Source organism: Mixta mediterraneensis (assembly GCF_030283135.1).
GTDB classification, from domain to species: domain Bacteria; phylum Pseudomonadota; class Gammaproteobacteria; order Enterobacterales; family Enterobacteriaceae; genus Pantoea; species Pantoea mediterraneensis.
In genome coordinates this window covers 19,297-33,411 of sequence record NZ_JASUAZ010000011.1, presented here as the reverse complement: position 1 = coordinate 33,411, position 14,115 = coordinate 19,297, and the positions used below count along the sequence as shown (strand labels likewise).

General features: G+C 52.0%; 16 protein-coding genes. 10 read left to right on the top strand and 6 right to left on the bottom strand.

The features are described from left to right. Positions 1-9 precede the first annotated feature (9 nt). From QRY16_RS09395 to QRY16_RS09365, 7 genes are all read left to right on the top strand, one after another. Entirely contained in the window at positions 10-480 is a 471-nt protein-coding gene (locus QRY16_RS09395) for a PTS sugar transporter subunit IIA (RefSeq protein ID WP_289776390.1), read from the top strand. Between the two features lie 21 nt (positions 481-501). Beyond that, entirely contained in the window at positions 502-816 is a 315-nt protein-coding gene (locus tag QRY16_RS09390) for a PTS fructose transporter subunit IIB (protein ID WP_289776389.1), read from the top strand. Positions 817-827: 11 nt separating this feature from the next. Then, positions 828-1,919: a PTS fructose transporter subunit IIC gene (locus tag QRY16_RS09385; RefSeq protein WP_289776388.1), complete on the top strand. Its 1,092-nt coding sequence runs from the start codon at positions 828-830 to the stop codon at positions 1,917-1,919. An 8-nt stretch (positions 1,920-1,927) separates the two neighbouring features. After that, a complete protein-coding gene (locus QRY16_RS09380) occupies positions 1,928-2,779 on the top strand; it encodes a class II fructose-bisphosphate aldolase (protein WP_193406392.1) in 852 nt (283 codons plus the stop codon). 86 nt (positions 2,780-2,865) lie between these two features. Continuing rightward, on the top strand, positions 2,866-3,726 hold the full coding sequence (locus QRY16_RS09375) for a ketose-bisphosphate aldolase (RefSeq protein WP_289776387.1): 861 nt from the start codon (positions 2,866-2,868) through the stop codon (positions 3,724-3,726). 173 nt (positions 3,727-3,899) lie between these two features. Continuing rightward, positions 3,900-4,481 carry an NAD(P)H-dependent oxidoreductase gene (locus QRY16_RS09370; RefSeq protein WP_193406390.1) on the top strand — a complete coding sequence of 194 codons (582 nt, stop codon included), beginning with the start codon at positions 3,900-3,902 and terminating at the stop codon, positions 4,479-4,481. A gap of 31 nt (positions 4,482-4,512) precedes the next feature. After that, positions 4,513-4,821 carry a putative quinol monooxygenase gene (locus QRY16_RS09365; protein ID WP_193406389.1) on the top strand — a complete coding sequence of 103 codons (309 nt, stop codon included), beginning with the start codon at positions 4,513-4,515 and terminating at the stop codon, positions 4,819-4,821. 97 nt (positions 4,822-4,918) lie between these two features. On the opposite strand, the gene QRY16_RS09360 is transcribed toward QRY16_RS09365, so the two are convergent. The 6 genes from QRY16_RS09360 to nudF all read right to left on the bottom strand — a co-directional run bounded on the left by QRY16_RS09360 (position 4,919) and on the right by nudF (position 10,449). After that, positions 4,919-5,818, bottom strand: a complete 900-nt coding sequence (locus QRY16_RS09360) for a LysR substrate-binding domain-containing protein (protein WP_289776386.1) — start codon at positions 5,816-5,818, stop codon at positions 4,919-4,921. Positions 5,819-5,991: 173 nt separating this feature from the next. Continuing rightward, entirely contained in the window at positions 5,992-7,887 is a 1,896-nt protein-coding gene (gene parE, locus QRY16_RS09355; protein WP_193406387.1) for a DNA topoisomerase IV subunit B, read from the bottom strand. Positions 7,888-7,935: 48 nt separating this feature from the next. Further along, complete coding sequence (gene yqiA, locus QRY16_RS09350) at positions 7,936-8,517, bottom strand: esterase YqiA (RefSeq protein WP_289776385.1); 582 nt, start codon at positions 8,515-8,517, stop codon at positions 7,936-7,938. A gap of 3 nt (positions 8,518-8,520) precedes the next feature. Continuing rightward, positions 8,521-9,348 carry a 3',5'-cyclic-AMP phosphodiesterase gene (cpdA, locus tag QRY16_RS09345; protein WP_289776384.1) on the bottom strand — a complete coding sequence of 276 codons (828 nt, stop codon included), beginning with the start codon at positions 9,346-9,348 and terminating at the stop codon, positions 8,521-8,523. A 43-nt stretch (positions 9,349-9,391) separates the two neighbouring features. Then, positions 9,392-9,817: a DUF1249 family protein gene (locus QRY16_RS09340; protein WP_289776383.1), complete on the bottom strand. Its 426-nt coding sequence runs from the start codon at positions 9,815-9,817 to the stop codon at positions 9,392-9,394. Then, on the bottom strand, positions 9,814-10,449 hold the full coding sequence (nudF, locus tag QRY16_RS09335; RefSeq protein WP_289776382.1) for an ADP-ribose diphosphatase: 636 nt from the start codon (positions 10,447-10,449) through the stop codon (positions 9,814-9,816). The genes QRY16_RS09340 and nudF overlap by 4 nt, the downstream gene beginning before the upstream one ends. 214 nt (positions 10,450-10,663) lie before the next feature. Between nudF and tolC the strand changes: the two genes are divergently transcribed. The 3 genes from tolC to QRY16_RS09320 all read left to right on the top strand — a co-directional run bounded on the left by tolC (position 10,664) and on the right by QRY16_RS09320 (position 14,111). Continuing rightward, positions 10,664-12,130 carry an outer membrane channel protein TolC gene (gene tolC, locus QRY16_RS09330; RefSeq protein ID WP_289776381.1) on the top strand — a complete coding sequence of 489 codons (1,467 nt, stop codon included), beginning with the start codon at positions 10,664-10,666 and terminating at the stop codon, positions 12,128-12,130. A 142-nt stretch (positions 12,131-12,272) separates the two neighbouring features. Continuing rightward, positions 12,273-12,941, top strand: coding sequence for a DUF1190 family protein (locus QRY16_RS09325; protein WP_289776380.1), 669 nt, complete (start codon positions 12,273-12,275; stop codon positions 12,939-12,941). A gap of 9 nt (positions 12,942-12,950) precedes the next feature. Beyond that, the gene (locus QRY16_RS09320; protein ID WP_289776379.1) at positions 12,951-14,111 is read left to right on the top strand and encodes a glutathionylspermidine synthase family protein; all 1,161 of its coding nucleotides are present in this window, start codon (positions 12,951-12,953) and stop codon (positions 14,109-14,111) included. Positions 14,112-14,115 lie beyond the last annotated feature (4 nt).

The window sequence follows — 14,115 nt, the reverse complement described above, 5'->3', positions numbered from 1 at the left end:
GTCTGACTGATGGATATTTCCCGCATTCTCAACCCGCGTCGCGTAAATCTTGCGCTGCAAGCCACCAGCAAAGAAGAAGCCATTACTGAATTAACCGAGCTGCTTTATCAGGACGGAGCCATCAGCGACAAGCAGACGTTTATGGATGATGTCTGGCTGCGTGAGGCAGAAGGTTCTACCGGTTTTGAAAATCATATTGCAATTCCACACGGTAAGTCAGCCGCCGTACTGCAAACCACACTGGCGATTGGCCGCACACAGCACGACATTCCATGGGAAACGCTGGATGACAGTGAAGTGCGCTGCATTATTTTGTTTGCAGTGCGGCTCGAAGATCAGAACACCACCCATATTCGCCTGTTGTCGCAGGTGGCCAGCGCGCTGGCCGATGATGAGGTGATAACCCAGCTGCTGGCTGAAAGCGACCCCAGCAAAATTATCCGGCTGTTTAGTCAGTACGCCGAAACCGACCTCTGTTAACCCTGAATATCGAGGTACACCATGAATATCGTCTGTGTTGCCGCCTGCACGGCGGGCATCGCGCATACCTATATTGCGCGCGAAAAACTGATTAAAGGTGCGCATGCGCTCGGTCATACCATTCACGTCGAAACTCAAGGCACCATCGGCACCGAAAATGCCCTGAGTCACGAGGACATTGCCGCAGCCGACGCGGTGATCCTCGCCGTTGACGTGAAGATCAAGGGGGAAGAACGCTTCCGTGGCAAACCTGTTGTCAGGGTGAAAACCGAAGTGGTGATCAAATCACCGGTGAAATTCCTTGAGAAAGTGGCGGATTCACTGGCGCGCGCGTGAGGAGAACCAGCATGACGACTATCAAACGGCAATATGGCCAGGAGATCAAAGGACACCTACTGACCGGCATTTCATGGATGATCCCGCTGATTGTTGCCGCCGGGATCTGTATCGCGCTCGGTCAGGTGATCGGTGGGCCTGACGTTGGTAAGCAAACCGGCAGTATTGCCTGGATGCTGAATCAGATCGGCGGATGGGGTATGGGCCTGATCGTGCCGCTGATCAGCGCGGCGATCGCTTACTCAATTGCCGATCGCCCCGGCTTTGCGCCCGGTCTGATCGTTGGCTTTATCTGCGGGCAGATCGGTACGGGCTTTATTGGCGGTATCCTCGGCGGTTTTCTGGTGGGCTACACGGTCTTGTTGCTGCGCCGCACCATCAAACTGCCGCAATCAATGCAGGGATTAATGCCGATTATGGTGTTGCCATTGCTCAGCACCATCATTGCCGGACTGCTGATGATGACGTTTATCGGGCAACCGATTGTCTGGTTGCAGAAAGCCCTGGTTGCTCTGCTGGAATCCATGCAGGGAGGCTCAAAATTTGTTATGGGCGCGATTCTTGGCGCGATGGCCACGTTTGACTTTGGCGGGCCCATTAACAAAACCATGTCGCTCTTTGCCGATGGCATGCTGGTTGATGGCATTTATGGCCCGGAAGCGGTGAAATTTATCGGTTCGATAATTCCACCGTTTGGCATCACCCTTTCCTGTCTGTTGACGCGACATAAATACACTCAGGCGGAAAAAGAGGCGCTGAAGGCGGCGTTTCCCATGGGCATATGCATGATCACTGAAGGCGTAATCCCCATCGCTGCTCGCGACCTGTTCCGTGTGGTGGGCAGTTGTGTGGTGGCATCGTCAATTGCCGGAGGCTTGGTCATGGTATGGGGCGTGGAAGCGCCGGTGCCGCATGGCGGTATGTTTGTAGTGCCGCTATTCACTAAGCCGTGGCTGTTCTGTGTCGCGCTTGGCATTGGCACAGCGATCTGCGGCGTAATGCTGTCCGTCCTGAAAAAAACCGTTACTCAGGCAGATGAAGAGTTTGACGATGTGGAAGATCACAACGTCCGTGACGACGACATTAAATTTACTCTGGAATAAGGGGTACTATGTACGCGGCAATGAACGAACTGATTACTCAGGCAGCCCGCAAAAAATACGCGGTGCTGGCCATTAACTGCTTCAATCTTGAAACCGCCCGTGCCGCCATCCAGGCTGCCGGGCAGCAGCATGCGCCGCTGATCCTCAATGTTTATCAAGGCCACAGCACACATTTTCCGCCAGCCGTTGCAGTCCCGCTGATTCAGGCGCTGGCAGCGGAGGCCAGCGTCCCGATTGCGCTAGCGCTTGACCATGGCAAGGCATTTCCGCTGATTGGCCAGGCATTTCGTGCCGGTTTTACCGGCTTGATGATTGACGCTTCCTCTGAACCGCTGGCGGAAAATATTCGCCAGACGACACAGGTAGTGAATATGGCGCATACCGCAGGCGTTTGCGTTGAGGGCGAACTCGGCCATATTGCCGATGCTCCTACCTACGAACTGGCGGATGCGGCAGTCAAAATGACTCAGGTTGCTGACGTCATACCTTTTGTAACGCAGACCGGGGTTGACTTGCTGGCGGTGTCGGTTGGCACCGCGCATGGGCTTTATCCCGCTGGCGTTAAGCCACACATTGATTTTCAGCGCCTGGCTGAACTGCATGCTATATCACCGGTTCCCCTGGCGTTACACGGCGGTAGCGGCACACCCGCCGATGCTATTCGTCGCGTGAGTCAGTATGGTGTTGCCAAGATGAATGTTGGCGCGGCGGTATTTGATGCCGGAAAGCTGGCGCTACAGCAGGCACTCAAACAGCATCCCAGCGCCGAACTGGCAGATCTACAGGCGTTCATGGAATCCGCCTGCCGGGAAGTCATCACCGAATATCTGAGCTGGTCAGGCGCGGCTAATCAGGCCTGACATAACTTCATTACACCTTAAAAAAGCCTGTGTCTGCACAGGCGCGAGATCCCTTTGTCGTAAAACCTAGCTAAGGAAGCATTAACATGTTGATTTCAATGAAAAAGATGTTAAACCCTACGCGTAAACACCGCTTTGCTATTGGCGCATTTAACGTTGCTGACAGCTGTTTTATTCGTGCCGTAGTAGAAGAAGCTGAAGCCACTCACACACCGGCGATTATCTCCATTCATCCCAGTGAACTGGCATTCGTGACCGATGAATTCTTTGGCTACGTGCGTGAACGCACGCTAAAAAGCAAAATTCCCTTTACGCTGCATCTCGACCATGGTGCTTCAGTGGCGCAGGTATTGCGGGCTATTCAATGCGGTTTCACCTCGGTAATGATCGACGGCTCGTTACTGCCATATGAAGAGAACGTGGCGCTAACTAAAGAAGTGGTAAAACTGGCGCATGCGGTAGGTGTGTCGGTAGAAGGTGAACTTGGTACGATCGGTGACACCGGCACCACGGTAGAAGGCGGCGTCAGCAAAGTAATCTATACCGATCCAGCCCAGGCCGAAGATTACGTACAGCGCACCGGCGTGGATACGCTGGCGGTGGCAATTGGTACGGCCCATGGCATTTATCCCAAAGATATGAAGCCTGAATTACAGATGCATATCCTTAAAGCGATCTCGCAGCGGTTGACTATCCCGCTGGTGCTGCATGGCGGCTCGGCCAATCCCGATACGGAAATTGCAGAAGCGGTAACGCTGGGCGTGGGCAAAATCAATATTTCCAGTGATATGAAATTTGCTTACTTCCAAAAAGTGCGCGACGTTCTGACGCGTGAAACCTGGTGGGATCCAAACGTCATTTACCCTGAAGCAATTGATGCTGCCAAAGCGGTGATTCGTTACAAGATGAACCTGTTCGGCGGCTTAGGAAAAGCGAATTTATACTGAATGAGAAAGCCGGATTGTTCCGGCTTTTTTTGCGTTTAATTTGGCGGTTAATAATGCCATGACTGCTTTGATTATTGCTTAATGCGCAAAAGTATTGTGATCAATTACCCATTTTTAACTTACCGCTTCGCGCGTAAGCTGTGCTCCATATTCGAGAAACGGAGCAAAAAATAATGAGCAAGATTCTTATCATCGACGGCGGAAAAACGTTTGCCCACTCCAAAGGCGAGCTCAATCATACCTTAACCGATGCCGCCGCCAGCCAGCTGCGTGACCTGGGACACGACGTTACCGTGACTGTTGCTGACAGCGATTATGTGGTCGCTGAAGAAGTACAGAAATACCTCGACAGTGATGTAGTGATTTATCAAATGCCGGGCTGGTGGATGGGCGAACCCTGGACGGTTAAGCGTTATATCGATGAGGTTTTTACCGAAGGCCACGGTTCTTTGTATGCCAGCGATGGCCGTACTCGCTCCGATAGCACAAAAAAATACGGTTCCGGTGGACTGATCCAGGGGAAAAAATATATGTTGTCCCTGACCTGGAACGCGCCGCTGGAAGCCTTTGTCGAGCCTGAGCAATTCTTTGAAGGCGTTGGCGTTGACGGCCTGTATCTGCATTTCCATAAAGCCAATCAGTTCCTCGGTATGGAAGCGTTGCCGACCTTTATTTGCAATGACGTAATTAAACAGCCCGATATTCCACGCGATATTGCGCGTTATCGGACTCATCTCAGCCAGATCTTTGCTTAAATAAACGTTCGCTGCGAAAGAGGAAACGCGCATGTTAACTGTTGTTGCTGAAATTTGTGTGAAACCAGGCCGCCGCCAGGTGGTGCTGGATGCTATCCAGCAATTGATTCCCACCGTGCTAGATGAAGAAGGCTGTCACCAATATGATGCGCTGGTTGATCATCAGGCACAGGTGCCATGGAAACACAATTTGCCGGATTCAATCTTCATGCTGGAGAAGTGGGAGTCGCTGCGCCATCTGGAGCAGCATCAGCAAATGCTGCATATGGAAGAGCATCGGGGACGGATTAAAGACGATGTGGTGGATGTGAAAATTTTAGTGCTGGAACCCACCGCGTAATTCCCTTTTGCTGGGAACGAGAGCGACAAAACCTTGCCAACTGGCAAGGTTTTTTACATCAAACTGATATGGTTCCGCCGTTCATGCGCCAGGCCTGTCAAAAAAGCTGCTGCTCCTGTATTTGTTCGCGCAAAAAGTCTAAAAAACAGGTAATACGAGAGGAAAGCGTGGCGTTGCGATAATACACGGCGTGAACCGGTAGACGTAATTCGCGCGTTTCATCTGGCAATATTTGCACTAACCGACCAGCAGCGCGATCCGCCCGGCTGACAAAGTCAGACAAACGAGCAATACCTTGCCCCGCCAGCGCTAGCTGACGAATAGTTTCGCCGCTAGACGCAGCAAGTGTGGGTTTAATCCGTAAGAATTCATCTTTTTGCTGCCAGACAGGCCAGACGTTATGCGCATCCAGTTGGCTAAAGCCAATTAACTGATGTGCCTCCAGCGAGGCAACGCTGTCTGGCGTGCCGTGTCTCGACAAATATTCAGGGCTGGCAACTAAACGTATCAGGCTGCTGCCTAACACGCGCGCACGCATGGTCGAGTCGCGCAGATCGCCAATGCGAATGGCTATATCGGTTTGCTGTTCTAACAGATCGATCAGCATATCGTCGGTATTGAGTTCCAGCTGAATCAGCGGGTATCGTTTTCGAAACTCGCCCACCAGCGGCACGATGACGTGCAGCATAAAGGGAGCCGCTGCGTTGATGCGTAATCGCCCCGAGGGTATTTCTCGCCGATGGGCGATATGCTCTTCCGCTTGCTCTACCGAAGCAAGAATCTGGCGGGCATGTTCGAGGAAAACCTGTCCCTCTTCAGTCAACGCCAGCCGGCGCGTTGTGCGGAGCAGTAAGGTGGTTTGCAGCTTACTTTCAAGACGACTCAACGCGCGACTAATACCAGAACTGGATTGTTCTAGCTGTTCCGCCGCTGCGGTAATCGAGCCGGTATCAACGACTGCAACCCAGGCGCGCAGCTCCTCCAGCGTTATTTTCACTCTCCGTTTTCCTTAAACAGTCACCCGTTCGCGGCCAGTTTTAGCATATACGCCCAGATGCCCTCTCGCCCCTGGCCCCGCCTGTCAGCACCGCTCCCGCGTTTATCGCAGGTAGAGTTTCATCGATGGGTTAAAGCCAGAAATAATCAGGGACGCCTTAGCGTCCCGGTGAATTACACTTCGATGTCGGCCATATCGCCTTTTTCCTGCAACCAGTTGCGTCGATCTTCTGAACGCTTTTTGGCCAGCAGCATATCCATCATCCGCAACGTCTGTTCGACGTTTTCTTCGCTGATAGTCAGTTGCACCAGCCGTCGTGTATTGGGATCAAGCGTGGTTTCACGTAGCTGCAGCGGGTTCATTTCACCAAGGCCTTTAAAGCGCTGAACGTTAGGCTTGCCCTTCTTACGCTTTAATTGATCCAGCACGCCCTCTTTCTCATCTTCATCCAGCGCATAGTAAACTTCTTTGCCCAGATCGATACGGTAAAGCGGCGGCATGGCGACATAAACATGGCCGTTTTTTACCAGCGAACGGAAATGTTTGACGAACAGCGCGCAAAGCAGGGTGGCAATATGCAAACCATCGGAGTCGGCATCAGCGAGAATGCAGATTTTTCCGTAACGCAGCTGGCTGAGATCTTCGCTGTCTGGATCGATCCCGATCGCTACCGAAATATCATGCACTTCCTGCGACGCCAGCACCTCATCGGAAGAGACCTCCCAGGTGTTCAGGATCTTACCTTTCAGGGGCATGATTGCCTGATATTCACGATCGCGTGCCTGCTTAGCGGATCCACCTGCTGAATCCCCTTCCACCAAAAAAAGCTCGGTTTTATTGAGATCCTGCGCGGTGCAATCTGCCAGCTTACCGGGTAATGCCGGGCCGCTGGTAAGTTTTTTACGCACGACTTTTTTGGCTGCGCGCATACGACGCTGAGCGCTGGAAATCGCCAACTCCGCCAGCTGTTCCGCTGCCTGCACGTTCTGGTTCAGCCACAGGCTAAATGCATCTTTTACGACACCCGAGACAAAGGCCGCACACTGGCGGGAAGAGAGGCGCTCTTTTGTTTGTCCGGCAAACTGCGGATCCTGCATTTTGACCGATAACACATAAGCGCAACGATCCCAAATATCTTCAGCTGAAAGCTTTACGCCGCGTGGCAGAATATTGCGGTATTCACAAAACTCGCGCATCGCATCCAGTAATCCCTGGCGCAGGCCATTCACATGGGTGCCGCCCTGCATGGTGGGGATTAGGTTGACGTAGCTTTCTGTCAGCAGCTCGCCGCCTTCTGGCAGCCACAACAGCGCCCAATCCACGGCTTCGACATCACCGGAAAAGGTGCCAACAAACGGATGCTCTGGCAGTGTCGGTAAACCGTTTACCGCTTCGCAGAGATAATCCGTTAAACCATCTTCGTAAAACCAGCGTTGTTCGGTGTTATTAAGTTTGTCTTTAAAGACAATTTCGACGCCGGGACATAATACGGCTTTAGCTTTCAGCAGATGCGTTAAGCGTGAAACTGAAAAACGTGGGCTGTCGAAGAAGCTTTCATCTGGCCAAAAATGCACGCGCGTGCCGGTATTGCGCTTTCCTACAGTGCCGGTCACCGTAAGGTCCTGCACCTTGTCACCGTTTTCGAACGCCATGTCATAGATTTCGCCATTGCGACGAACAGTAACTTCTACACGTTTAGACAGGGCGTTAACCACGGAAATCCCCACGCCATGCAGGCCGCCGGAAAACTGATAGTTTTTGTTGGAGAATTTACCGCCCGCATGTAGGCGACACAGGATCAGTTCAACCGCAGGCACGCCTTCCTCGGGATGTATATCCACCGGCATGCCGCGTCCGTCATCAATCACTTCCAGTGACTGATCGGCGTGCAGAATCACCTCAACCCGCTTTGCGTGACCTGCCAGCGCTTCGTCAACGCTGTTATCAATCACTTCCTGACCCAAATGGTTTGGTCGCGTCGTATCGGTGTACATTCCCGGACGACGGCGAACTGGCTCAAGGCCAGTCAGGACCTCAATGGCATCCGCGTTATAGTTTGATTGACTCATGGTAAATGTCTGATTAGAAGGGTGAAATAGTTGCGATTTCCGCATCACTCAAGGGTGATTCAAGCCCAGAAAATCCAGAATTTGCGGGAAATGGCGTTCGAATCCGATAAAAGCATGATTGCCGCCCTCTTCTACCGTGTGACGACATGCGCTGTAATAGTCGAGCGCCTGACGGTAATCGAGCACTTCATCGCCGGTTTGTTGCAGCAGCCACAGTAGATCCGGTGCTTCCAGCGGGTCAATCTGCATAACTTTCAGATCGTAAATGTGCCGAGACTCTAACACATATTGCTGACCGGTGTAGGGATTCTGATTGTCGCCCAGAAAATCCACCAGCAACTCAAAAGGCCGCACGGCAGGGTTTACCACCACCGCTGGCAGCATAAAACATTGCGATAGCCAGGTTGCGTAATAGCCGCCTAACGAGGAGCCAACCAGGCCGAGCATCTCTCCGCTACGACTCATCACAATCTCTTCCAGCATGACGGCCGCTTCAGCAGGAAAGGTGGGAAGCTGCGGAACAATCATTTCAATATCAGGATGATGCTTCGCCAGCCAGTGGTGAAACTGGGTCGCTTTTGCCGATCGCGGCGAGCTGTTAAAACCGTGTAGATAAAGCAGCGCCGCCATTCATCAATATCCTTCTGAATCTAAATCGGGGCGAAACGCGTCAGTTTGCAGCCGCTCAACTTCAGTTTCCGCTTTGCCTTCTGGATGCAGCGTAAACCAGCGCCAGCCGGGCGCGACCGTATCGATAGTGAAATTAGTACAGTGCGGTTTGAACTGCACGCAGGTGGAAGGGGTGGCTAATACCCGACGCCCGTGCCAGTCAACATCCATCTCCTGATGAATATGACCACACACTAATGTCTGCGCCAGCGGATAGTTTTGCAGTATGGCATCCAGTTGGTGTGGGTTACGCAAGCTGTGCTGATCAAGCCAGGTACAGCCAGACGCCAGCGGATGATGATGAAGCAATATTAACGTGTGACGTTCAGGGTAGCGTGCCAGCGTTTTCTCTAGCCATTCCAGCTGATAGTCGCTCAGCATACCGTGCGGGACGCCAAACACCTGACTATCCAGCAGCACGAGTTGCCAGTTTTCACCCAACAACACGTGCTTAGCAGGATTAATTTTCGTTTCTGCCAGAGTGTTGACCATCGCTGGCTGAAAGTCATGATTTCCAGGCAGCCAGACGCAAGGGCCTGGCAAACGTGCAATACCCTCAGCAAAGTGCTGATAGGCTTCAACGGAGTGATCCTGAGCGAGATCGCCGGTCGCAATAACAAGGTCATAGTCGCGTTGCTGTTCGGTGATCGCCGCTAAAACGGCATCAAAGCTTGCCCAGGTATTCACGCCCAGTAGCGATTCGTGTTTTCCTGCGAAAAGATGGGTATCCGTAATTTGTAATATCCTGATTTCGGACCCTTTTGCCGCCGGAATTGTTAGCAGGCTATCCAAAGCGTTTCCTTCGTCTCCACGCTATTTAACGCATTATATGCATTCAGCAAACCGGTACTGCCATTGCGCCACGTGCCAGACAGTAGCGCAACCAGTCCGCGAGGAACTGATTTATTTGGTGTTTCTCGTCGCGCTGATGCAGTTTTTTATTAGGATAATCATAGCGCGCTTTAAAACGATAGATCTGCTGAGTAGAACACACTTCAGCGACCATCGCGTCATGGTACAACCTTACCGACATAGAAGGCAGGCTCCAGTAGCTGACTGACGGCGCGATCTGCCGTATTTCCACCAGCGTGGTGTAGCGCGTCGACTCTTCAATGGTCAGCTGGTAACGGGCGTCACTCACCTGATAAACCACCGATGCACCCGCCTCGTCACTACGCGGCAGCAGGCGACGCAACTGAGCGAAATTGGTTTCGCACAGCCGCATCATTTCTGGGAAATCAGGGGTATAACGCTGTCTCATTTTTGTGCCCATTCTTCTCTTAATTTCTCATGGTGCAACGCCAGCCATTGCAGCGCGATGACAGACGCGGCGTTATCAATAATCCCCTGTTCCACCCAGCGATAAGCCTGTTCGCGGCTTACCACATGGACGAGAATATCCTCATTCTCTTCCTCCAGACCATGGCATCCTTGTGCCTGGCTGGCATCCACTTCGCCGACCAAAATCGACAACCTTTCGCTGGTGCCGCCGGGGCTGGAAAAATAATTGAGCATGGGCTTTACCCGCCCAACCTGTAAACCAGCCTCTTCGACCGCTTCACGACGCACCACCTGCTCTACGCTTTCCCCTGGCTCGATAATCCCGGCCACCATTTCCAGCAACCATGGCGTAGAACCGACATCATAAGCAGGGATGCGGATCTGTTCGATCAGCACCACTTCATCACGTAAGGGATCATAAGGTAGCAGGACGGCGGCATGTCCGCGCTCAAAAACTTCGCGCTGCACTTCCGCACTCATCTCGCCATTAAAACGACGATGGCGAAAGCGATAGCGTACAACCGAAAAAAAACCATCGTAGGCTATTTCGCGTGCAATAATTTCTACATCGTTTTTTGTGAAAGTCACAGGGGATTTTTTTTCTTCCGTCATCGTCTGGTTCCTTATGCAGATTGGGATGGAGCCAATAAAAGCCAACCCTTGTGCTCCATACGAGTGGTTGTTTCTGAATTATTTAAGTAAATTAGGGGCAGAAGGCACGTTCAGCCAACTTATCATACAGTTGCACTCTGCTAGAATCGGCGATAATTTTTTGGCTTACCCGGCAGCGCGACCACTGTAATTTGCTGCAACAAAAGGAATGCAAATGAAAAAACTGCTCCCATTTTTTATTGGGCTGAGCCTGGGCGGTTTCAGCTTCGCCAGCCAGGCAGAAGATCTGCTTCAGGTTTATCAACAAGCGCGACTGAGCAACCCGGACCTACGCAGCGCTGCGGCGGATCGTGATTCAGCTTTCGAGAAAATCAACGAAGCACGTAGCCCATTATTACCACAACTCGGTTTGGGTGCAGATTACACCTACACTAACGGCTACCGTGACAGCAGCGGCGTTCACTCCAACACCACCAGCGGATCACTGCAATTAACGCAGACCATCTTTGACATGTCAAAATGGCGCGCCCTGACGTTACAGGAAAAAACCGCTGGCATTCAGGACGTCACTTATCAGGTTGCCCAGCAGGATCTGATTCTGAACACCGCTACCGCCTACTTCAATGTATTGAAAGCGATTGATACCCTTTCTTACACCGAAGCGCAGAAACAGTCGATTTATCGTGAATTAGATCAAACTACGCAACGTTTTAATGTTGGCCTGGTTGCGATTACTGACGTGCAAAACGCCCGCGCGCAATATGACAGCGTGTTAGCAAGCGAAGTTACCGCGCGTAACAACCTCGACAATATGGTTGAAGCGCTGCGTCAAATCACCGGCATGGATTACCTGTCTCTGGCGTCACTGAATATTGATCGCTTTAAAACCAGCAAAACCGAAGCCGTTAGTACGCTGTTAAAACAAGCGGAAAGCCGTAACCTGACCTTACTGTCTGCGCGCCTGAATCAGGATTTAGCGCGTGAACAGATCCGTTATGCTGAAACCGGCCACATGCCAACGCTGGATTTAACGGCGTCAACCGGCATGTCTAACAGCAAATACGGCGGCAGCCGCGCGAACCAGTCTACCTCTTCAACCGACTCCATCACCGGTTCGAATCAGGTTGGTTTAAGTTTCTCTTTGCCGTTGTATAGCGGTGGTTCGGTCACTTCACAGGTTAAGCAGGCGCAATACAACTTTGTTAGCGCCAGTGAGCAGTTAGAAAGCGCTCACCGTTCTGCTGTGCAAACCGTGCGTTCTTCTTATAATAATGTGAATGCCTCGGTCAGTAGTATCGCCGCTTATCAACAAGCGGTTGTTTCTGCGCAAAGCTCACTGGATGCGTCGGAAGCCGGTTACCAGGTAGGAACACGTACTATCGTTGACGTGTTAGATGCGACCACCACCTTGTATAACGCCAAGCAGCAGCTTTCGGATGCGCGTTACAGTTATCTCATCAACCAACTGAATATCAGCTATGCGCTGGGTACGCTTAATGAGCAAAACCTGCAAATGCTGAACAGCCAGCTGGGCAAAGAGATTTCGACCTCGCCTGAAACCGTTGCCCCTGAAAATTCGCAGCAAACGGCACGCGTGGATAATGGTCCGTCAACCAACGCATCGCCAGCGACAGCGCGCTCTGCTGGCGCCAGAAATACCAGAAATCCATTCAGTAATTAACCTTGATTCGGGTCGCTTTGCGGCCCGCTTCTCTATTAAACGTATAGCTACGTAAATATCCCTTTAGCATCAGGCCCTCCGCTTCAATTTTCACCACTCATCCCCTATCCTAAGCGCTAACTTTGGGTACAGGATCACAATAATGAAACGGACTAAATCCATTCGCTATGCCGCCTTTCGTAAGAGCTGGCAAGCAAGACATTTAACGCCGGTAGCTATTGCCGTTACGGCAGTATTTATGCTGGCTGGCTGCGAACAGAATGACGAAACCGTGTCGCTCTACCAAAATGCCGATGATTGTGCGAAAGCCAATCCAGGCCAGAGCGCGCAATGCACCACGGCTTACAACAATGCCCGAAAAGAAGCTGAACGCACAGCACCGAAATATGCAACCCGTGAAGATTGCGTAGCGGAATTTGGTGAAAACCAGTGCCAGCAAACGCCGGCTCAGGCGGGCGCTGGCACCAGTAACGCAGAATCACACCAGGGCGGCAGCTTCTGGATGCCACTGATGGCGGGCTACATGATGGGCCGCATGATGGGCGGCGGCGCAGGCTTTGCGCAGCAACCCCTTTTCTCGCCAAAATCAGCTAACAGTCCGGCGAGAGGCCAGTTTGTTGATGCTTCTGGCCGCAATTATGGTTCTGCTACCTCCGGCCGTACCATGAACGTGCCAAAAACAGCGTTAGCACCAAAACCTGCAACAACCTCGACCATTACGCGTGGTGGCTTCGGCGAAACCGTCGCTAAACAAAGTTCAATGCAGCGCAGCAGCGCTACCGGTACATCAAGCCGCTCGCTGGGAGGTTAACGCAGTCATATGCAACGCATTGCTATTTCCGAACGCCCAGGCTGGCGAGAAAAAGCCACCGAATTTGGTTTCCGCTTTCATACTATGCATGGCGAGCCTTACTGGTGTGAAGATGCTTATTATCAATTCACGCTGGCGCAAATCGAACAGCTCGAAGAGACCACGGCAGAACTGCATCAAATGTGTTTGCAGGTGGTAGAGAAAGTGGTGAACAGCGAGGCGTTGCTCACTAAGTTTCGCATTCCTAAACATACCTGGGATTTTGTTCGCGATTCATGGCAACAGCGCCAGCCCTCGCTTTATTCACGTCTCGATCTGGCCTGGGATGGTAAAGGCGATGCCATGCTGCTGGAAAACAATGCCGATACGCCCACTTCGCTATATGAAGCGGCATTTTTTCAGTGGCTTTGGCTGGAAGATCAGCTAAACGCCGGCCAGTTACCACCAGGCAGCGATCAGTTTAATAGCTTGCAGGAGAAGCTGATTGAGCGCTTCGCCAGTCTTCATCAGCAGCACGGATTTAACTGGCTACATTTCGCCTGCTGTCGCGACACTGACGAAGATCGCGGCACTGTGCAATACTTACAGGATTGCGCCACAGAAGCTGGTTTACCGAGCGAATTCCTCTTTATTGATGAGATTGGCCTGGGTGAGAAAGGCGAATTTACGGATGCCCACGATCAGGTTATCAGTAATCTGTTTAAGCTCTACCCCTGGGAATTTATGCTGCGTGAGATGTTTTCTACCAAGCTGGCGGACGCGGGCGTGCGCTGGTTAGAACCCGCCTGGAAAAGTATTCTGTCGAACAAAGCGTTGCTACCTATGCTATGGCAGATGTTCCCGAACCATCCGAATCTGTTGCCCGCCTACTTTGCTGAGGATGAAGTGCCGCCAATGGCGAAATACGTGGTTAAGCCCCTTTTCTCACGCGAAGGAGCCAATATCCGTATTGTGGAAAACGGAACGGAAATCGCGCGCGTTGACGGCCCGTACGGCGAAGAAGGCATGATCGTGCAGGCGTTTCATCCGCTGCCGAAATTTGGTGACAGCTACACGCTGATTGGTAGCTGGTTAATTGACGATCAACCTGCCGGGATTGGCTTACGTGAAGATCGCGATTTGATCACTCAGGATCTTTCCCGCTTCTATCCGCACGCATTTATTGAGTAGCTTT